General features: G+C 68.9%; 22 protein-coding genes. 11 read left to right on the top strand and 11 right to left on the bottom strand.

Translation table 11 applies throughout. The annotated features are described in order from the left end of the window. Positions 1–25: 25 nt before the first annotated feature. On the bottom strand, positions 26–952 hold the full coding sequence (locus ACWF9G_RS11105) for a UTP--glucose-1-phosphate uridylyltransferase (protein WP_379308218.1): 927 nt from the start codon (positions 950–952) through the stop codon (positions 26–28). Positions 953–1,039: 87 nt separating this feature from the next. Here ACWF9G_RS11105 and ACWF9G_RS11100 point away from each other — a divergent pair, with 87 nt between their 5' ends. The 4 genes from ACWF9G_RS11100 to mscL all read left to right on the top strand — a co-directional run bounded on the left by ACWF9G_RS11100 (position 1,040) and on the right by mscL (position 3,351). Then, the gene (locus ACWF9G_RS11100; RefSeq protein WP_452515055.1) at positions 1,040–1,639 is read left to right on the top strand and encodes a 5-formyltetrahydrofolate cyclo-ligase; all 600 of its coding nucleotides are present in this window, start codon (positions 1,040–1,042) and stop codon (positions 1,637–1,639) included. A 69-nt stretch (positions 1,640–1,708) separates the two neighbouring features. Beyond that, positions 1,709–1,990, top strand: a complete 282-nt coding sequence (locus tag ACWF9G_RS11095; protein ID WP_379308219.1) for an FmdB family zinc ribbon protein — start codon at positions 1,709–1,711, stop codon at positions 1,988–1,990. Between the two features lie 89 nt (positions 1,991–2,079). Next, a complete protein-coding gene (locus tag ACWF9G_RS11090) occupies positions 2,080–2,751 on the top strand; it encodes an SAF domain-containing protein (RefSeq protein WP_452514911.1) in 672 nt (223 codons plus the stop codon). Between the two features lie 156 nt (positions 2,752–2,907). Continuing rightward, on the top strand, positions 2,908–3,351 hold the full coding sequence (gene mscL / locus ACWF9G_RS11085; protein WP_452514909.1) for a large conductance mechanosensitive channel protein MscL: 444 nt from the start codon (positions 2,908–2,910) through the stop codon (positions 3,349–3,351). A 323-nt stretch (positions 3,352–3,674) separates the two neighbouring features. Here the strand turns inward: mscL and ACWF9G_RS11080 are convergent, their stop codons facing one another. From ACWF9G_RS11080 to ACWF9G_RS11050, 7 genes are all read right to left on the bottom strand, one after another. After that, positions 3,675–4,334 (bottom strand): MspA family porin, encoded by a 660-nt coding sequence (locus ACWF9G_RS11080; protein ID WP_379308222.1) that lies wholly within the window; start codon positions 4,332–4,334, stop codon positions 3,675–3,677. 65 nt (positions 4,335–4,399) lie between these two features. After that, the gene (locus ACWF9G_RS11075) at positions 4,400–5,080 is read right to left on the bottom strand and encodes an MspA family porin (RefSeq protein WP_189025887.1); all 681 of its coding nucleotides are present in this window, start codon (positions 5,078–5,080) and stop codon (positions 4,400–4,402) included. Between the two features lie 523 nt (positions 5,081–5,603). Then, positions 5,604–5,795, bottom strand: a complete 192-nt coding sequence (locus ACWF9G_RS11070) for a hypothetical protein (protein ID WP_189025885.1) — start codon at positions 5,793–5,795, stop codon at positions 5,604–5,606. Between the two features lie 5 nt (positions 5,796–5,800). Continuing rightward, positions 5,801–6,346 carry a MogA/MoaB family molybdenum cofactor biosynthesis protein gene (locus ACWF9G_RS11065; RefSeq protein ID WP_373291682.1) on the bottom strand — a complete coding sequence of 182 codons (546 nt, stop codon included), beginning with the start codon at positions 6,344–6,346 and terminating at the stop codon, positions 5,801–5,803. Then, positions 6,343–7,884, bottom strand: coding sequence for a trypsin-like peptidase domain-containing protein (locus tag ACWF9G_RS11060; RefSeq protein WP_452514907.1), 1,542 nt, complete (start codon positions 7,882–7,884; stop codon positions 6,343–6,345). Before ACWF9G_RS11060 ends, ACWF9G_RS11065 begins: the two co-directional genes overlap by 4 nt. A 95-nt stretch (positions 7,885–7,979) precedes the next feature. Next, a complete protein-coding gene (locus tag ACWF9G_RS11055; RefSeq protein WP_379308225.1) occupies positions 7,980–9,440 on the bottom strand; it encodes an ATP-binding protein in 1,461 nt (486 codons plus the stop codon). Between the two features lie 8 nt (positions 9,441–9,448). Then, the gene (locus ACWF9G_RS11050; protein WP_379308226.1) at positions 9,449–10,135 is read right to left on the bottom strand and encodes a response regulator transcription factor; all 687 of its coding nucleotides are present in this window, start codon (positions 10,133–10,135) and stop codon (positions 9,449–9,451) included. Between the two features lie 302 nt (positions 10,136–10,437). On the opposite strand from ACWF9G_RS11050, the gene ACWF9G_RS11045 reads away from it, so the two are divergent. From ACWF9G_RS11045 to ACWF9G_RS11020, 6 genes are all read left to right on the top strand, one after another. Further along, complete coding sequence (locus tag ACWF9G_RS11045; RefSeq protein WP_379308227.1) at positions 10,438–13,209, top strand: sensor histidine kinase; 2,772 nt, start codon at positions 10,438–10,440, stop codon at positions 13,207–13,209. Then, a complete protein-coding gene (locus tag ACWF9G_RS11040; protein ID WP_019049250.1) occupies positions 13,206–13,610 on the top strand; it encodes a roadblock/LC7 domain-containing protein in 405 nt (134 codons plus the stop codon). Before ACWF9G_RS11045 ends, ACWF9G_RS11040 begins: the two co-directional genes overlap by 4 nt. 6 nt (positions 13,611–13,616) lie before the next feature. Further along, entirely contained in the window at positions 13,617–13,988 is a 372-nt protein-coding gene (locus ACWF9G_RS11035) for a DUF742 domain-containing protein (protein WP_189025876.1), read from the top strand. Between the two features lie 4 nt (positions 13,989–13,992). Continuing rightward, positions 13,993–14,589, top strand: a complete 597-nt coding sequence (locus ACWF9G_RS11030) for a GTP-binding protein (RefSeq protein ID WP_379308232.1) — start codon at positions 13,993–13,995, stop codon at positions 14,587–14,589. Next, complete coding sequence (locus ACWF9G_RS11025) at positions 14,582–15,367, top strand: MHYT domain-containing protein (protein WP_452514903.1); 786 nt, start codon at positions 14,582–14,584, stop codon at positions 15,365–15,367. Before ACWF9G_RS11030 ends, ACWF9G_RS11025 begins: the two co-directional genes overlap by 8 nt. A gap of 501 nt (positions 15,368–15,868) precedes the next feature. Then, a complete protein-coding gene (locus ACWF9G_RS11020) occupies positions 15,869–16,093 on the top strand; it encodes a hypothetical protein (protein ID WP_379311396.1) in 225 nt (74 codons plus the stop codon). A gap of 114 nt (positions 16,094–16,207) precedes the next feature. Here ACWF9G_RS11020 and rpmF read toward each other — a convergent pair whose 3' ends face one another. The 3 genes from rpmF to mrf are packed head-to-tail and all read right to left on the bottom strand — an operon-like array spanning position 16,208 to position 17,952. After that, positions 16,208–16,381 carry a 50S ribosomal protein L32 gene (gene rpmF, locus ACWF9G_RS11015; protein ID WP_379311395.1) on the bottom strand — a complete coding sequence of 58 codons (174 nt, stop codon included), beginning with the start codon at positions 16,379–16,381 and terminating at the stop codon, positions 16,208–16,210. 3 nt (positions 16,382–16,384) lie between these two features. Further along, entirely contained in the window at positions 16,385–16,651 is a 267-nt protein-coding gene (locus ACWF9G_RS11010; RefSeq protein WP_379311394.1) for a type B 50S ribosomal protein L31, read from the bottom strand. Next, positions 16,648–17,952, bottom strand: a complete 1,305-nt coding sequence (gene mrf / locus ACWF9G_RS11005; RefSeq protein ID WP_452514901.1) for a ribosome hibernation factor-recruiting GTPase MRF — start codon at positions 17,950–17,952, stop codon at positions 16,648–16,650. Before mrf ends, ACWF9G_RS11010 begins: the two co-directional genes overlap by 4 nt. 103 nt (positions 17,953–18,055) lie before the next feature. Between mrf and rpmB the strand changes: the two genes are divergently transcribed. Beyond that, positions 18,056–18,292 carry a 50S ribosomal protein L28 gene (rpmB, locus tag ACWF9G_RS11000; protein ID WP_379311392.1) on the top strand — a complete coding sequence of 79 codons (237 nt, stop codon included), beginning with the start codon at positions 18,056–18,058 and terminating at the stop codon, positions 18,290–18,292.

Here is an 18,292-nt window from a genome sequence, read left to right as displayed (position 1 = left end):
GCCTGTGTGCTACCGCTTGCCGCGCTTACGCGTTCGGAGACTGGGGGTCCCACTCCGGGCTCAGCCGGAACTTCAGCCACTCGCGCAGTTGCGGACCATATTCCTCCCGCTCGAGGGCGAAATCGACGGCAGCTCGAAGATAGCCGCCCGGGTTACCCAAATCGTGGCGCGACCCACGGTGGACGACCACATGGACCGGGTGTCCTTCCGCGATCAACAGGGCGATGGCATCGGTGATCTGCAGTTCCCCGCCCGCGCCCGGCTCGATCCGGCGCAGTGCGTCGAAGATCACGCGGTCGAGCAGGTAGCGGCCCGCGGCGGCCAGGGTCGACGGCGCGTCGGCCAGGTCCGGCTTTTCGACCATGCCCCTGACCCGCAGGACGTCGGCCTCGGCGCCCTCGGTCAGATCCTCCACGTCGAACACGCCATACGCGCTGACCTGCGACTTCGGCACATCGATGGCGCACAGCACCGAGCCGCCGCGCTCGCGGCGCACCCGGCTCATCGTCTCCAGCACGCCGCACGGCAGGACCAGATCGTCGGGCAGCAGCACCGCGATGGCGTCCTCGTCGTCGTCGAGCACCGATTCGGCCTGGGCGACCGCGTGCCCGAGGCCGAGCGGCTCCTCCTGGACGACCGAGGTCACATCGAGCAGACCGGGGGCCTTGCGGACCTTCTCCAGCAGCGCGAACTTGCCGCGCTCGGCCAGGGTGCTCTCCAGCACCAGATCCTCGACGAAGTGGGCGACCACGCCGTCCTTGCCCGGCGAGGTGACGATGACCAGCCGGTCAGCGCCGGAATCGGCGGCCTCGGCGGCGACCAGTTCGATGCCGGGGGTGTCGACGACCGGCAGCAACTCCTTGGGCACAGTCTTGGTGGCAGGCAGAAACCGCGTCCCGAGTCCGGCCGCGGGTACCACCGCAGTGCGGAAACCGGAAGTCTTGTCTGTCATGCGCATACCCTATCCATTCAGCGTGCCGTCCGATCTGCCGTCGCGACGATCCGGCGTCGGCAAGAGCTTAGGGTGGTCGCTGTGGAGATGCCCGGTGAGCGCACCAAATATGCGTGGCGCAGCCAGATCCTCGCCGAGCGCGCGCTGGTCGGGGCGGCCGAGCACGCACGCGAAGCGGCCGAGCTCGCGACGGTGATCGGGCCGCTGGCCGGGGCCGACGAGGTCGTCTGCGCCTACGTCCCGATCCGGGGCGAACCCGGCGATCTGCGCATGCTCGACGCGCTGCGTGTGCGCAACGCCACGGTGTTGCTGCCGGTGACCGGGGAGCCGGGACCGCTGAGCTGGGCGCGCTACGAGGGCCCCGATTCCCTGCGCAAGGCCCGCTTCGGGCTGCTCGAACCGACGACCGCGACACTGCCGCCGGACACCGTCGCCACCGCGACGACGGTCCTTGTTCCCGCGCTCGCGGTGGATCTGCGCGGAGTACGGCTCGGGCGCGGTGCCGGCTACTACGACCGGACATTGGGCGCCGTCGGAGACGGGACCAGGCTCATCGCCGTCGTGCGGGATAATGAACTGGTCGACCGGCTGCCGGAAGAACCACACGACCGGCGGATGGGCTGGGCAGTGACGCCCGGCGGCGGACTGCGTGAACTGGGCCATGAGCTGCCCGTTTCGCCGGAATGAAACGGCGATTCGCGACGTTGGCAGTGTCGGCGGTAGAGTGCTAGATCGACGAGACTTGCGGAGGATCCTGTGCCAACTTATTCATACGCGTGCACCCAGTGTGACAACCGCTTCGACATCGTTCAGTCCTTCTCCGACGACACGCTGACGGAATGCCCGCAGTGCACGGGGAAGCTGCGGAAGCTGTTCAACTCGGTCGGCATCGTGTTCAAGGGCAGCGGTTTCTACCGCACCGACAGCCGTGGTGGCGCGTCCACCGCGAGCGAGCCCGCCAAGTCGTCCTCGGATTCCAACGGCAGCACCGGCACCAGCACCCCCGCATCGAGCTCGGCGCCCGCCGCCGCCAGCTGATCTTCCCGGAGTTATCCACAGCCCCGTAGTTGTCCACAACCTGGACTTTCGGGGGCTGTTCCCCGCTGCCACGCTCCTAGGCTCGGAGCATGACTCGCAGTCTTGCCGATCTGGGACGTGGCAGTTCCTGGCGTTTCGCCCTCGGTAACCGCCCCGCGTGGGCCGATGCCCTGCTGGCGCGCCGCATCGCCGCCGCGGTGCTGGCACTGCTCGCGCTGGTGATGTTCGTCCGCGGCGATCCCGGTGCTTCCCGGCACGCCGTCGTGGTCGCCGCCCGTGATCTGGCGCCGGGCAGGTTGCTCACCGCCGACGATCTGCGCGTCGACCATCACGAATCCCGTTCGCTGCCTTCGGGTTCCGCCACCGAGACCGCTCCCCTGCTCGGCGCGACGCTCACCGGCGCGATGCGCGCCGGGGAGACCTTCACCGATCTGCGCGTGGTCGGCCCGCGCCTGGCCGCCGCCGCGGCGGGCAGCGCCGACGCGCGGATCGTGCCCATCCGGCTGGCCGATCCCGCGGTCGCCGATGTGTTGCGCGCGGGCGATCGGGTGGACGTCGTCGGCGTCGAGGACGCGGGCGGTCCCGGCGCGGCGAAACCCGCCCGCACCCTCGCCACCGACGCCGCCGTGGTGCTCGTCACCGCGACGGGCGAGCGACGATCGGGCGCGGAACGGGTGGTCCTGGTCGCGCTGGGCGCCGAATACGCCACCGCGGTGGCCGGTGCCTCGCTGCGCACCGCGCTCACCGTCGTCTTCCATTGACGCCCCTGGCACGGGCCGTCACTGCCACCCCGGCGCAGTTCGCGAGATAATTGCCAGAGCTCTGGTTAGCATCACCCAAACAGCACGACCGTTTCACATCATTCGAACAAGGAGCACAGCGCCTCCGGCCGGCTCCGAAACGAAGGAGATATCGGCATGCTCAAAGGCTTCAAGGACTTCCTGCTCCGAGGCAATGTGATCGACCTGGCGGTCGCCGTCGTCATGGGTACCGCGTTCGTCGCCATCGTCACCGCGTTCACCACCGGGATCGTCAACCCGCTGCTCGCGGTCTTCGGCGGAAACAACGAGATGGGGCTCGGCATCCAGCTCGTCGCCGACAAACCGGCCACCTTCATCGAGATCGGGCCGATCATCACCGCGTTCATCAACTTCCTGTTGATCGCCGCGATTCTCTATTTCGTCCTCGTCCTGCCCGCGACCAGGGCGAAGAAGCGGTTCTCCGAGGAGGACGAGAAGCTCTCCGACAACGAGGTGCTCATCGAGATCCGGGATCTGCTGGCCCAGCAGGGCAGCACGCCGAACGGCAAGCACGGCATGCTCACGGAACCGGCCGGAAGCGACGGGGAGCACAAGCACTGAGCCCCACACGCAGCGAGATCGGGGCAGGCCTCGGAGGACTCACCCCGATCTCGTTGGGCTGGAGGCTGTTTCAGTGCCTCAGCCGAGGCTGAACGGCTGGCCCCACAGCGTAGAAGGACCGCGTCTGGCCGGGGCCGAGAGTGAGTTCGCCTTGCGGTGTGCCGGCGTCGATCCCATCGACGGGTTGATAGTGGCCGACTCGCCGACCATCCCCGGTGATCTCGACCAGGACCGGCAAAGTCCAGTGCGATGACATGGCAGGCACAACACAACGGGCCGGTCGCGGAAGCGACCGGCCCGTGTGTGTTCGGGATTCGAACAGATCAGCCGAGGCTGAACGGCTGACCCCACAGGGTCACCCAGCTGATGACGTTGTCGGTCTCGACCTCGACGCTCACGAAGGCGCGAGCCTGCGCGTAGCCGGCGCAGCCGGTCAGGCCGATGGTCGTGTCCGACCAGGTCACCGAGCCGCTGCCGTTCTTGAACTTGTTCGACTTGCCGTGCGACTCGTTGCCGAAGTCGTCGGCCTTCTCGATGTCGAGCACGTAGAACGACTTCGCCTGGCCGGGGCCGAGCGAGAGCTCGCCGCCGGTGCCGATGCCACCGGAAGCGTTACCCTCCCAGTCGCTTTCGACCGTGCCCTCGCCGGAGACACCGCCGCCGGCGATGTTCACCTGGCAACCCACGGTGTAGCCCGGGTAGATCTTGCCGCTGCCGCCGTCGGAGACGGTGACCTGCGCGCTACCGGAGACCCACGCGTTGCGGTGGACCGGGGTGGAGCCCAGCGACGGGTTGATGTTGGCCGACTCGCCCACCAGGCTGATGTCGACGACCGTGCCGTCGGACAGGACCTTGGTGATGTGTCCGCCCGGCAGCGGAACGAAGGTGTCGGCGTTGGCCGCGCCCGTGGAGAACAGGCCGACGGCCACGGTGGCCGCAGCGCTGACGCCCGCCATCCGCGCCATGAACTTACGGTTGATCATTGGATTCATCCCTCGAGGATTGAGTTCGCCGCAGCGAGAAGAAGATTCGTACAGTTCGAAAGACGTCAGCCGATGCTGAACGGCATGCCGTAGAGGGTGGTCTTCGAGTAGTGGTCGCCGATGATCTCGACCACGGTGTACGCCCGGGCCTGCGCGTAACCGGCGCAGCCCTGGATCTCGATCTCGGCGTCCTGGTAATCGATGGCGTATGTGCCGGCCTTCTGGATGTCCTTCGAGCTGATCTGCACGAACTTGACCTCGCCAGGGCCCAGGTTCACGCCGATCGAACCGCCCGCGCTCACGCCGCCGGTGCTCACGCCACCGGACACACCGGCGCCGATCGCGTCGTCGGCGATGCTCACCTGGCAACCGACGATGTAGCCGGTGTTCAGCTGGGAGGTGCCGTGGGTGGAGGAGTTGTTGGAGCCGGGACGGCCGGTCGGGCCGTTCCAGGGGCCGACCTCGCCCTCGGGGGTGTCGGCGACCTCGGCGATCGCGGAGCCCGAGACCCACACGACGCGGCCCGCGCCGTTGGCGGCCAGCGACGGCGAGATCAGGGCGTGCTCACCCGTGCGGGTGATGGTCACGCCGGCAGGGCTGACCTTCTGGCCGTCCGGCAACGGCACGAAGGTGTCGGCATTGGCGGCACCGGTCGACAGCAGGCCGAAGGCCACGGCGGCCGCGGCAGCGCCGACGCCCGCGGCACGGGCTCCGCGGCGCACACCGGTGGTGCGGTTCTCGCTCATACTTCCCCTCATCAGGTGTCTAGCAGCCGGCCTCGACTTTCGAGACCGAACGGGTGGACCTCACAGGCCCAGCTCAGTGTGTCGCCCCTTTGTTGCCGTCACGTAACCAACTGTTATTTCGACGATACGGCCGGGGCCGGTGTGGCGAACCCGAGCCAGGGTTCCACCGGGTGGTTCAACGCATAGAAGTTGGGGTACTGCGGGGACCAATAGTTGATGGCTCGATGGCGAACATTAAACGCTGCGCCGTCGTTCCGGCAACGAAAGAGTTCGTAAATTTCATTGTGACCCCAGCCACACGTGCGCACATCGCCACATGCTTTGACGTGCATTTATGCATCAGAGACCAGCCGTGTCAACGGGGGTGGACCGCAGGTGGGCTACTGACCGGTTTCGAACGCTTATACGACAAAGGACCACGCTTTCGCGTGGTCCTGAGGAATTGTCACCCGTTCGCAATCACACCGAAAAAGGCATTTCGGTGAGGGCTTATTACGTAGCAGCTACGTAGATAACGGTACGGTCACCCGTGATGCGGCGGTACCTGCGAACGTAACCATTCGTCGTTATCCGAGCGCCCGCCGCCATCGCCGCGCTCGTCGCCGGTGGTTTCGGGCAGCACGTCGCCGAAGATCCGCGCCAGCCGCGCGGCCTCGGCGGCCTTGCGCCTGGCCGCCTCGGGATCCCGCGGCGACGTGCTGTCCTGAGAAGTCACTACCCTCACTCGTCCAATCCGGAGAGCTCGCCGATCGCCCGGCTCGCGAGCGGGCCGAGGGTCGCCATGCCGTCGCGGATCGCCGCCCGGCTACCCGGCAGGTTCACCACGAGGGTGCTGCCGGAGATGCCCGCGACGCCGCGCGAGAGCCCCGCGTCCAGCGACCCGGCCACCCGGCCGGACGCGCGCAGCGCCTCGGTGATGCCGGGCAGTTCGCGGTCGAGCACCTGCGCGGTGGCCTCGGGGGTGACATCGCGCGGGGACATCCCCGTGCCGCCGACCGAGATCACCAGGTCGACCCCGCCGATCACCGCGGTGTTGAGCGCGTTGCGAATCTCGACCTCCTCGGCCTGCACCGTCACCGAGGCGTCGACGAGAAAGCCCGCTTCGCTGAGCAGTTCGGTGACGAGCGGGCCGAGCGAATCCACGCCGCCATGTGCCGTCCGATCGTCGACGACAACAACCAGTGCACGCCCTGCCACGGGAGCATCGATGTCCATGCTCATCACCGTAGCGCCTACACACGACAGTGCCGCGCTCGAACGCATCATCGGCCGCCCTCCGCCGCGGCGGCGGTGAGCGTGACCTCGGCGGTCTTGGCGTTGCCGCCCTGCTCGTCGGTATAGGTGAGCTTCACTGTGTCGCCCGGCTGATGCGAGCGGACCGCCGCGATCAGCGCGTCGCCGGAATCGATCGGCCGGTCGTCGAGCCGGGTGACGATCGCGCCCGCCGGGATGCCCGCCTTGGCGGCGGGGCCGTCCGGGGTGACCTCGAGAACCCGGGCCGCGGTGTCCAGCGGCCGCAGCTTGATGCCGATCTGGGCGTAGGTGGCGTGCCCGGTCTTGATCAGCTCGTCGGCGACCCGGCGGGCCTGATCCACCGGGATGGCGAAGCCGAGGCCGATCGACCCGCTCTGCGCGCCCGCCGCTTCGCCGCCGAGGCTGGCGATGGCGGTGTTGATGCCGATCAGCTTGCCCTGGGCGTCGACCAGGGCGCCGCCGGAGTTGCCCGGGTTGATCGCCGCGTCGGTCTGGATCGCGTCGATCACCGGGTTGACCTGGCTGGGCGTGCCCTCGCCGCTGGTGGAGACCGGGCGGTTGAGCGCGGACACGATGCCGGTGGTGACGGTGCCCGCCAAGCCGAGCGGCGAACCGATCGCGATCACCGGCTGGCCCACCGCGAGACCGTCTGAGGTGCCGAGTTCGATCGGCGTGAGCCCGCTCTTGCCGGAGGCCTTGATGACGGCCAGATCCGAGACCGGATCGGCGCCGATCATGGTGGCAGGGGCGGTGCTGCCGTCGCTGAAGACCACCTCCATCTTCGCCGAGGCGCCCGCGCCCGCGGCGACGTGATTGTTGGTGAGGATCAGCCCGTCGGAGGACAATACGACCCCCGAACCCTCGCCGGAGGCGCGCGTACCCGCCACTTTGATCATCACGACACTGGGCAGCACCCGCTGGGCTACCGCCTGCGTCGAGCCCGCGGGCGCGTTGACGGCGTTGTTCACCGCGGGCTTGGGGACATCGAGCGCGTTGGTCACCGTCGCGGAGTCCGAGCCGGTGGCGAGGACACCGACCACACCGCCGACGCCACCGCTGACCAGTGCCAGCGCGGTCGCACCGGCGACCAGGCCGAGCCGCAGCGGCTTGCGCTGCGGTGCCTGCGCCGGCGCCGCGGTGAACGGGCCGGGCTGTGCCCCGAAAGGCGGCTGCCCCGGCGCCTGGTGACCGTGCGGCGCGCCGTAAACCGACACGCCAGGCAGCGGAGCGGTGCCGTGCGACTCCGGCGCGCCGTAATGCTGCGCCGTGCCGGACGGCTGCTCGCCATAGTGCTGCGACGGGCCGGAAGACTGCTCAGCGCTGTGGGAGTGTGCCGAGCCGTAGGGTGGCTGCGCGCCACCGTACGGCTGCGGGCTGGGGAGGTGACCCGCGCCGTAGGACTGCTCGGCGCCGGACGACTGCGCCGGGCCTTGCGACTGGCCGGGGAGAGGGGCTTGCTGCCCGTGCTGGGGCGCGGCGGGGTGGTCCGCGCTGCCGGATCCGGGATCGGCGGGCCGGTCAGCAGGTCGCTGCTGGGGATCGTCGGTCATGGTTGTCTGTCTCCTCACGCTTGCTGACCAGCTTCGTGACGGCTACTGAGAGGCGGCTGAGATCGCCCCGTCAGTTCGCCGAGACTCCGCGGCAGTTACGCCGGTCCGGCCTCGGAATCGTCCGGAACCACCGGCGCCTCACCGGGCAACACGATCCGGACCAGGGCGCCGCCGCGGTCGGAGTTGTCGACCGCGATCGTGCCACCGTGCTTGGTGACCACCTGCTTGACGATCGCCAGCCCCAGTCCGGAGCCGGGCATCGAGCGCGAGGCGGTCGTGCGGTAGAAGCGCTCGAAGACCAGCTCACGCTCCCCCGTCGGAATACCTGGACCGGCATCGGCCACCGCCAGTTCCAGCAGACCGGGCCCGGCCGGGCGCATGGTGATGCGCACCTCGGCGTCGCCGGGGCTCCATTTGGCCGCGTTGTCGAGCACGTTGAGCACCGCGCGTTCCAGCCCGGCCTCGTGGCCGTAGACGAACCAGGGTCGCAACTCGGCGGTGAAGGTGATGCCGGTGCGCCTGCGGCGGGCCCGCTCCAGCGCCCGCTCGGCGACCTCGCCGAGATCGACCCGCTCGTAGACGGTTTCGGGCGCGTCCTCGCGGGCCAGGTCGACGAGGTCGCCGACCAGCGTCGACAGCTCCTCGATCTGGGCGACGACGTCGGCGCGCAGCTCGGCCATGTCCTCGTCGGGCAGCTGGGGCGCGCCCGGCCTGCCGGAGGCGATGAGCAGTTCCATGTTGGTGCGCAGCGAGGTCAGTGGGGTGCGCAGTTCGTGGCCCGCGTCGGCGACGAGCCTGCGCTGGCGGTCGCGCGATTCGGCCAGCGCCCGCAGCATCGTGTTGAAACTGTCGGTGAGCCTGGCCAGTTCGTCGTCACCGGTGACCGGGATCGGGGTGAGGTCGTCGGTGCGGGCGACGCGCTCGGTGGCCGCGGTCAGCCGGGCGATCGGGCGCAGGCCGGTGCGGCCGACCGCGGTGCCCGCCGCGGCGGCGAGTACGACGCCGCAGGCACCGACGACGAACAGCAGCCACGCCAGCCGGTCGAGCACCTCCCTGGTGCGGTAGAGCTTCTGCGAGATGATCAGCGTCGCGCCGCTGTTTGTGCGCGCCGCGAGTACCCGCTGGTCACCGACGGTACGCAGCGAGGAGCTGTACTTGCCGTCGGCGACGGCGAGCTCCTGGGCGCCCACCGGCGGAATCGTCTGCTGCGGCGGCATGTAGGGCTTGTGGTCGGCGTAGATCAGCGCGACGCCGACATCGTTGGAGAACAACCCGGCCAGCACGATCGTCTGGAAGCCGAGCGTCTCGAAGTTGTTGTTGATCATCGTCGCCGCGCGCGCCTCGAGCTGGGCGTCGACGTCGGCGTAGAGCGCGCGCGCCACCATCGCGTAGGCCGCGATCGAGGTGACCGCGACGGCGATGAGCACCACCGACGCCGCCAGCAGCGTCACCCGCCAGCGCAGCGACACCGAGCGCGTCAGCGGCATCGGCGGCCGCATCTCGCCGCCGTCGGGCGGCCGCCGCAAGACCGCGACCACGGGTTCCTTGTGTGCCATCGCGCCGCCTACGGAGGAGTCTCGCGCAGCACGTACCCGACGCCGCGCACGGTGTGGATCAGCCGGTCCTCGCCGTCGGCCTCGGTCTTGCGCCGCAAATAGCCGATGTAGACCTCCAGCGCATTTCCCGAGGTGGGAAAGTCGTAGCCCCAGACCTCTTCGAGGATGCGCCCGCGGGTGAGCACTCGGCGCGGATTGGCCATCAACATCTCGAGCAACGAGAACTCGGTTCTGGTGAGGCTGATGGCGCGTTCGGCACGCGAGACCTCACGTGTCACCGGATCCAGCGACAAGTCAGCGAACACCATCGCTTCCGATGCTTCGCCCGGGTCGGGCGCCCGGCGGCGCAGCAACGCGCGTAAACGCGCCAGCAATTCCTCCAACGCGAAAGGCTTCGGCAAATAATCGTCGGCGCCCGCATCGAGGCCGGCGACGCGTTCGGAGACCGAATCGCGCGCGGTCAAAACGAGAATCGGGAGATCGTCGCCGGTGCTGCGCAGTCTGCGGCACACTTCCAGACCGTCCAGTCTGGGCATCATCACATCGAGAACCAGGGCATCGGGCCTGGCCGCGGTGACTTTCTCCAACGCGTCCATGCCGTCCACCGCCAGGTCAACCGTGTAGCCGTTGAAGCTCAGCGACCGGCGCAGAGATTCCCGCACGGCGCGATCGTCGTCGACTACCAGAATGCGCATGTGCTCAGTTTGCCGTGATCGACTGAGAACGCACTGAGAGGGGCACGCCCGGCGTGGCTGACGACGACCCGAAGCAGCGCGGCGCGGCGGCCTGTCGCCCTTGACAAATCCACGTGAATCGTCTTTGTGTCAGCGCATATTCGGCGAATTACAGACCGAGTGGCCCGGATTGCCGTTGACCACCCGGCACGGTATCTTTCCTGCGATAAAAGAAGACCTCCAGTTGGTTCTGCGCTCGCATCGCTCCGCGACCTCCCCGCGCGGGCCGGGGTCACACGTGGAAGCAGAGGCAACGCACGCGGATGGAACCTGCATCGCGCTCCTGGCAATTCAGCCTGTCGAACTGGTCGGTAACGCGCAAGGTCGGTGTGGTGCTGGTGCTGCCGGTGATGCTGGCGACCACGTTCGCCGTGCTGCGGATCAACAACGAGCTGCAAACGATGACGCAGCTCGGCGCGGCCACCGAGCAAGCCACCGTCATCCGTCCCGTCGTCAAATTCGCCACCGCGACCGAACAACTCGCGATCGCGGCGACCGCCAACTGGGGTGCGATCGCCGACCCGCAGACCGACGCCGCGCTGACCACCTACGACCAGGCGCTCGCCGAGGTCCAGAACGCACTGCGCTCGGCCAGGATCGACCCCGCCGTCGCGGCCGAACTCACCGCGGCCACCGCCACCGGCTCCACCCTGCGCAACACCGTGCGCGGCGGCTCCCCGGCGATGGTCGGCGAGCAGACCGACGAGATCGGTGAACGGATCGGCAACGCGCTCGCCAAGACCCCGCAGGTCGAGGACTTCATCGTCCAGCGCTACTTCCTCCAGGTCACCGCGCTGCACCAGGCCAGAAGGGTGCTCACCCGCGAGCGCACGCTGGTCGTCTCCCCCGACGCGGGCCGCAGCCAGAGCGCGCGGGCGAAGATGCTCGTCGAGCTCGGCTCCGAGTCCACCATGATCAAGACCTACGGCATGATCATGCCGGACAACGCGGGCAGCATGGCCGCGCTGCTCGACGCGGTGCAGACCAGGATCAGCGTCTTCAGCCAGAACAACGGCGATCCGACCACCAACGCCGCGGTACTCAACACCCTGCAGGTCAGCGCCGACACCTACGCGTCGAGCATCGCCACCCTGCTCGACAACATCGACCACACGCTCGACACCAACACCGCGACCGCGCAGACCGCGGCGCTGCGCGAGACCACCCTGGTGCTCGGCATGCTGCTGGCGGGCCTGGCGCTGGCGCTGGCGGTCGCCCGCACGCTGGTCGTCCCGGTGCGCAGGCTGCGCCGCGACGCGCTCGAGGTCGCGCACGTGAAGCTGCCCGACGAGCTGGCCGTGGTCCGCAGCGGCGGCGCGACGCCCGAGATCGCCCCGGTGGGCGTGCATTCCACCGACGAGGTCGGCCAGCTCGCCCGCGCCGTCGACGAGATCCACGAGCAGGCGCTGAATCTGGCCGCCGACCAGGCCCGCCTGCGCCTGCAGATCGGCAACATGTTCGAGACGCTGTCGCGGCGCAGCCAGTCGCTGGTCGAGCAGCAGCTCGCGCTCATCGAGGAGCTCGAGCACGACGAGGACAACCCCTCGCGCCTGCAAACGCTGTTCCGGCTCGACCACCTCGCCACCCGCATGCGCCGCAACGGCGACAACCTGCTCGTGCTCGCCGGCACCGCGCTGCGCCGCGGTCATCTGCCGCCGGTGCCGCTGTCGGACATGCTCTGGAGCGCGGTCTCCCAGGTGGAGGACTACCAGCGGGTCGAGATCGGCAATGTGCCCGACGGCGTCGTCGCCGGTGAATCCGCGGTCGACATCGAGCATCTGCTCGCCGAGCTGATCGACAACGCGCTGCGCTACTCGCCGCCGAGCACCTCGGTGGCGGTCATCGTCGGGCGCGCGGTCGACGGCGGCTACCTGATCGAGATCACCGACCGCGGTCTCGGCATGTCGGCCGAGGATCTGCAGACGACCAACGACCGGCTCGCCTCCGGTGGTGAGGTCACCATCGAGACCGCCCGCCGTATGGGTCTTTTCGTGGTCGGCAGGCTCGCCAAGCGGCACACCATCACCGTCAGCCTGCGGCGCACCGCCACCCAGGCGCCGCAGCCTGGCATCACCGCGAGCGTGCATCTGCCCAGCGCGCTGGTCTCCCCGCCGCCCGCGTCGTCGGGTCCGGCGACCGGTCCCAACCCGATCGTGACGACCGGTTCGCACGCGCTGGTGTCCTCGGCCATCGGCCCGCACGCGCTGACCCCGGCCGACATCACCGGCCCGAACCCGATCATGCCGCCGAACGGCACAGGGCCGATCGGCGTCCCCCTGCCGACCGGGCCGAACCCGCTGGTGCCGACGGGACCGGTCGCGCCTGGCCTCGACTCCGAGCCGTCCATGGCGCCGTTGACCAGTGCCGGTCTGCCGCAACGCCGTCCGGCGAATCCGCCGGCTGCCGACCCGGTGCCTGCCGTGGCGCCCGAACCCGAGGAACCGACCGGGTTGTGGGCCGAACACGAGCACGACACCGACGACCTGCCGGTCGCATCGGTCACCACCAACGCATCGGACGGCACGGCGAACAGGTCCGCGGGCCTGCCGCAACGCGTTCCCTCCTCCGCGCTGAGCGAGCTCGCCGCGGCCAGGCAGACGCCGCGGCTCCCCACACCCGAGCCCGAACCGGAGCCGGTCGCCGATGCCGACCCGATGCCGACGTCGTCCACCCGGCTGGCACCGGTACCCGGCGAGGCGCCGACCCCCATCTACCAGCGGATGGTCTCGGAATGGCTCGTCGAACCCGCTTCCGCCACTGCCGAATCCGGCGGCAACGGAGCATCATGGAGTTCCCCCGGCGACGCGGGCTGGTCGGCAGCGGCCAGCGCGGGTAATCCGCCGACTTCCTCACGCACCGTCGGCGGGCTGCCGATTCGCAAACCGGGCGCCCAGCTCGTCCCCGGCGGGCTCACCCCCGCCGAGGAGGCGGGTGCCCGCGATCCCGAGGAGATCCGCAACAACTTGACCAGACACCTCAGCGGCGTTCGCAGCGGCCGCGCCGAGATCCAGTACAACGACGGAGGCCTCGAATGAGCAACGCGCATCCCACGGACGAGAATCTGAACTGGTTGGTCGCCCGCTTCACCCGCGACGTGCCCGGCGTCTCGCACGCGGTGCTGGTCTCGGCCGACGGTCTGCTGCAGGCGACCAGTCCGCACCTGCCGTCGGACCGGGCCGAGCAGCTGGCCGCGGTGACCGCGGGCCTGGCGAGCCTGTCGATGGGTGCGGCGCATCTGTTCGACGGCGGCAAGGTGATGCAGTCGATCGTGGAGATGCAGCGCGGGTACCTGCTGGTGATGAGCGTCGGAAACGGCTCGCACCTGGCGGTTCTGGCCAACAAGAGCCACGACATCGGCCGTATCGGCTACGAGATGGCGTTGCTCGTCGACCGAGTGGGCTCGGCGGTCACCGCCACCGCCCGCTCCGCCGGCTGAGGTGAGATGTCGAGCCCGTACGGATCAGAAAACCGGCCGACGACCCGGGTCAGGCCCTACGCCCTGACCTCCGGCCGCACCGAGCCCGCGATCTCGCTGCCGCTAGAGGCAGTCGTGGAAACGGTCTCGTATACCGCGCACCTGGAATGGCCCGCAGGGGATTTGCGCACCGAAATAGTGCGTCTCGGCACACATAGACTGTCCGTCGCAGAAATAGCTGCATACCTTGGCCGCCCACTGGGTATGGTCCGGGTGATGATCGGCGATCTCGTTGTCGGCGGGATTCTTCGAGTGCATTCGACGCTGACCGAGCAGGCGAGCTACGACGAACGCCGATCACTGATGGAGAGGACTTTGCGTGGACTCCGTGGCCTCTGAGGGCATGCGCCCCCCGAACCCCGAGCGGGTCGCGTCGACCAAGATCGTCGTGGCCGGTGGATTCGGCGCAGGCAAGACAACTTTCGTCGGTGCGGTATCGGAGATCGTTCCGCTGCGCACCGAAGCGATGGTGACCCACTTCTCCGACGGGATCGACGATCTCGCCGAGACGCCGGAGAAGGAAACCACCACCGTCGCCATGGACTTCGGCCGCATCGTGCTGCCGGGCAACCTGGTGCTGTACCTGTTCGGCACCCCGGGCCAGAAGCGGTTCTGGTTCATGTGGGACGACCTCATCCGCGGCGCCATCGGCGCGGTGGTGCTGATCGATACCCGCAGGCTGGAGGACAGTTTCGCCGCGGTCGACTTCTTCGAGGCGCGCGGCCTGCCGTTCCTGATCGCGGTGAACCGCTTCCCGAACGCCCCGCGCTTCCCGATCGCCGAACTGCGCGAGGCGCTCTCGGTGCGCGAGGGCATCCCGATCGTCGATATCGACGCGCGCAATGCCGTCGAGGTGCGGCAGGCGTTGGCCGCGGTGACCGAATACGCCATCGCCCAGCTGGAGCCGCAGCAGTTCGAGGGGGCCGGCCGGCGTGGTTGACCTGCTCGCCGCGACCGGGGCCGAGACGTTCGGGCGTGGCACGGGCATCGCCTGGCTCGCGCTGGACATGTCGGGGCTCGGCGCGCTGGTGGCGTTCGCCTGTGTGCGGCATGCGAAGTACTCGGCCAGGTTCCGGCTCGTCTGGCTGACGATGGCCGCGGTCTCGCTCGGCGGGGTCGGGCTGTGGCTGGCGAATTCGCTGGCACTGCTCGGAATCCGGGTCCAGGACAGCATCATGCGGTACAACGTCGCGCTCGGCGCGGCGTCGCTGGCCATCGCGGTCGTCGGCGTGCTGGCCGGGTTGCTGATCGGCGGGCGGACGCCGCAGCTGCCCAGGCTGATCGTCGGCGGGCTGACGATGGGGTTGAGCGTCGGTCTGTCGACCTACCTGACTTTGGACGCGCTCGAAGTGCAGGGCCAGGTCGACGAGTCGCTCGGCCTCATCGGGATCGCCGTGCTGCTGTCGATGGCGCTGTGCGTGGCCACGCTGTGGGCCTCCCAGGTGGTCCGCCTGGTGGCGTTGCGGGTCGGGGCGTCCTTGCTGTTCGCGCTCGGCGTCGCGGCGGTGTACTACACGGCGGTCGCCTCGCTCGAGTTCACGATCGATCCGGGCAGCCGGACGCCGACCGGCCTGCAGCTGTTCGATCTGGTGTACCCGATGTTCGTGGTCGGCGCGCTGGGTTTGACGGTGCCGATCACCGCGGTCCTGGTCGCGCCGGATCGGCGCGACGCGGCGCGGGCCCCCGAACCGCGGCGGCAGCCGGTCGGTACGCGGTGACCGCAACCAGCTAACGCCCGGTTTGTCTGAATTATTGTGGGCGACCGCCCCGTTCGCCGAATGCGGGCGACCGGGGCGAGTCGGCCCCGAAAACCGCCCCTGAAGTGGCGATGAGCGGGTTCTCCTTAACCGGAGAACCCGCCCTCCCGCACGAGAGTACATACCCGCCAAGGACTCCGCATCAGTCGTCCGGGAATTTTCTTGTGCCACAAAACAAACCAAAAGTTGGTAATGGCCATTCCGGCAATCGACCAGCAAGCCTCCGTGCGCATCCGCGCCAAGTGGCATGCGCCACACCGTTAACCGGGCGATTGCCATCGACCCCAGCACGAGCCTCTGAGCAGGCATGACCGCCGCCAAGTAAGACCCCTGGACAGCAGGGGGCGAAGAACAGGCCGTCGACGGCGCGTTCCACCCCCACACCGCCTGCCAGCGGGTTATCGTCGGCCAGGGCGCATTCGTCTCGCCCAGCACATCCAAGGTTCGTTCGAAGGAGTTCGTATGGCCGTCAACGTGGTGCTCGACAAAGTTCTCGACAAGGAATTCGAGAACAAGACGCTGAAGGAAATCCTCGCCGCGCCGCCGTCGGCGCTGGCCGGCCTCACCGACGCGCACGACAAGCAGCTGCTCGACGCGCTGAAGATCAAGACCATCGCCGACCTGGGTAGCAACAAGTTCTTCCAGCTGGCCGCGGCGCTGGTCGAGCTGTCCGAGCGCGAAGGCTGAACCTGCCGAAAACACAACGGCCTGCCGGCGAAACCGGCAGGCCGTTGTCGTTGCCCGATCCCGATCCGGGTTGTCCCCTCCGAACCGCTCTCGAACTCCGATGTGCGGACGGACTCAGATCCGCGAGGGATCGATCAAACCCTTCCGCACGGCACCAACGATACGACGTGGCACCTGGTACTCGACGCCACCCACCGTGACCGGGACCAACTGTGGAACAGCAGCCTTCCACTGCGAACGCCTGCTGCGGGTGTTGGAACGCGACATCCTGCGCTTCGGGACAGCCACGGGTCAGCCCTCCTTTCCTGCGCGCGAACGCTTTCCGTATTTGCGCTCGAACTTCTCCACCCGGCCCTGGGTATCGAGGTTGCGATGGGTGCCGGTCCAGAACGGATGCGAATCCGAGGTGACGTCGACCATCAGCAGCGGATACGTCTTGCCGTCGGTCCATTCGACGCCGCGGTCGCTGGTCGAGGTCGACCGGGTCAGGAACCGCTTGCCGGTGCTCGAATCCTCGAACACCACGGGGTGGTAGTCGGGGTGGATGCCCGCTTTCATGCTGTTTCTCCTCTCGGGTTGATGCGCTCGCTCGCCGCGGCCGACGCCTCGGCGGAATCGGCGCAGGGGTCTTCGTGCCAGTCGCCGAAGGGGTCCTCCCACAACGCGACTCGCTCCGGCGCACGGTCGACCAGCAGCAGCTCGTCGTCCTCGACCAGCGCCCAGTGCAGGGCGTGGCGGATCTCGGCGGGGTCGGCATCGTGTGCCAGGATCACCAGCGACACGTCGCGGTCACCGAACCGCTCGTCCCAGCGCAGCGCGGCCATCGCCCTGCGGTCCGGGTCAGCGGCCGCCCGCTCCTCAGCGCCCATCGCCGCCAGCCAGCGACCGGCGCCGCCGACCCGCAGGCCACCGCCTGCCGACTCCAGCCAGACCACCTGATCCGGCTGGGTGGCCAGCCAGATCCGGCCGCGCGCGGTGACCACACCGTCGAACAGCACGTCGAGCGCCTCGTGCAGCCGGGCCGGATGGAACGGCCTGCGCGCGGCGAATTCGATGAGCGAGACACCGCAGTCGGTGGTCAGCGGCGGCTGACCGCGCAGCAGCGGCGCGTGGGCGTCGAAGATCCGGCCGCGGCGCGCGTCGGCGGGAATCCCGGCCAGCAGGGCGCCGATCTCCATCGCGTCGAAGGCGGGGAGTTCGTCCAGCCAGGCCACCGGCGCCGCGGGTGCCATCCTGTCCAGCACGGCGTGCAGCCGCTCGCGGTCGAGCGCGTCGACACCCGTGGTCAGCACCACGAGCGCGTCGGCGAAGTCGACCTGGCCGACAGCGACCTGGGCGACGGTCCGCTCGTCGTCGGCCGCGGCGAGCCCGCGATCGGCCAGCGCCTCGTCGCCGGTGGCGTCGGCGAGCCACTGCTGGCCGTCCAGGCAGGTCAGCGTGGCCTCGATCCGCACGTTCCGGCCCGCAGGCCCGTCCACCCGATCGGCCACCCCGGTCACCTCGACCATGTCGATCGCGTGGCACAGCGCCTCGGCCTCGATGGCCGGGTCGAGCGCGAGCACGATGCGGCGCACATGGTCGCGGGCGGCGAGCGTGCACAGCATCGGCAGCAGATCGGCCCGCAGCGTGCACGACACACAACCGTGCGCGAGCTCGAGCACGGTGGTCGTGACGGTGCCCGCGGTGCGCACCGTGCGGCGTACGACGCCTTCGCGCAGTTCGGCGAGGTCGTGGTGCACGACCACGGTGCCCGCGTCCTCGCTCAGTGTCGCCGCGATGTGCTCGACGCCGGTCATGGCAGGTCCGGAGAAGCCAGCGAGCAGCACGACGGGCGTTCTCCGGTCGGTCTGGTCCAGCACCCGGATCCCCTTTCGATAACGATTTTCATTTACCTTAGCGCAACGGTACAGTGCGGAATACCTGTTGTCGAAAATGGTTGTCATACCCATGGAGGGAGGTCGCATGTCGGCCCACTGCCAGGTCACCGGTCGCAAGCCCGGCTTCGGAAAAGCCGTCTCACACTCGCACCGGCGCACCAACCGGCGCTGGAACCCCAACATCCAGCGCAAGACCTACTACCTGCCCAGCGAGGGCCGCCGCATCACGCTGACGGTCTCCGCCAAGGGCATCAAGACCATCGACCGGGACGGGATCGAGGCCGTGGTGGCCCGGATCCGCTCCCGGGGCGACAAGATCTAG

The sequence above is a fragment of the Nocardia sp. NPDC055029 genome, from assembly GCF_053608525.1.
The sequence above is the reverse complement of the archived record's forward strand: the minus strand, read 5'-3'. Positions and strand labels throughout refer to the sequence as shown.

Excerpts from the sequence above, each read along its gene's own strand:
- ACWF9G_RS11105 (WP_379308218.1), bottom strand. The coding sequence starts at position 952 with ATGACAGACAAGACTTCCGGTTTCCGCACTGCGGTGGTACCCGCGGCC.
- ACWF9G_RS11100 (WP_452515055.1), top strand. The coding sequence starts at position 1,040 with ATGCCCGGTGAGCGCACCAAATATGCGTGGCGCAGCCAGATCCTCGCC.
- ACWF9G_RS11090 (WP_452514911.1), top strand. The coding sequence starts at position 2,080 with ATGACTCGCAGTCTTGCCGATCTGGGACGTGGCAGTTCCTGGCGTTTC.
- mscL (WP_452514909.1), top strand. The coding sequence starts at position 2,908 with ATGCTCAAAGGCTTCAAGGACTTCCTGCTCCGAGGCAATGTGATCGAC.
- ACWF9G_RS11080 (WP_379308222.1), bottom strand. The coding sequence starts at position 4,334 with ATGATCAACCGTAAGTTCATGGCGCGGATGGCGGGCGTCAGCGCTGCG.
- ACWF9G_RS11075 (WP_189025887.1), bottom strand. The coding sequence starts at position 5,080 with ATGAGCGAGAACCGCACCACCGGTGTGCGCCGCGGAGCCCGTGCCGCG.
- ACWF9G_RS11065 (WP_373291682.1), bottom strand. The coding sequence starts at position 6,346 with ATGATGCGTTCGAGCGCGGCACTGTCGTGTGTAGGCGCTACGGTGATG.
- ACWF9G_RS11060 (WP_452514907.1), bottom strand. The coding sequence starts at position 7,884 with ATGACCGACGATCCCCAGCAGCGACCTGCTGACCGGCCCGCCGATCCC.
- ACWF9G_RS11055 (WP_379308225.1), bottom strand. The coding sequence starts at position 9,440 with ATGGCACACAAGGAACCCGTGGTCGCGGTCTTGCGGCGGCCGCCCGAC.
- ACWF9G_RS11050 (WP_379308226.1), bottom strand. The coding sequence starts at position 10,135 with ATGCGCATTCTGGTAGTCGACGACGATCGCGCCGTGCGGGAATCTCTG.
- ACWF9G_RS11045 (WP_379308227.1), top strand. The coding sequence starts at position 10,438 with ATGGAACCTGCATCGCGCTCCTGGCAATTCAGCCTGTCGAACTGGTCG.
- ACWF9G_RS11040 (WP_019049250.1), top strand. The coding sequence starts at position 13,206 with ATGAGCAACGCGCATCCCACGGACGAGAATCTGAACTGGTTGGTCGCC.
- ACWF9G_RS11035 (WP_189025876.1), top strand. The coding sequence starts at position 13,617 with ATGTCGAGCCCGTACGGATCAGAAAACCGGCCGACGACCCGGGTCAGG.
- ACWF9G_RS11030 (WP_379308232.1), top strand. The coding sequence starts at position 13,993 with ATGCGCCCCCCGAACCCCGAGCGGGTCGCGTCGACCAAGATCGTCGTG.
- ACWF9G_RS11020 (WP_379311396.1), top strand. The coding sequence starts at position 15,869 with ATGGCCGTCAACGTGGTGCTCGACAAAGTTCTCGACAAGGAATTCGAG.
- ACWF9G_RS11010 (WP_379311394.1), bottom strand. The coding sequence starts at position 16,651 with ATGAAAGCGGGCATCCACCCCGACTACCACCCCGTGGTGTTCGAGGAT.
- rpmB (WP_379311392.1), top strand. The coding sequence starts at position 18,056 with ATGTCGGCCCACTGCCAGGTCACCGGTCGCAAGCCCGGCTTCGGAAAA.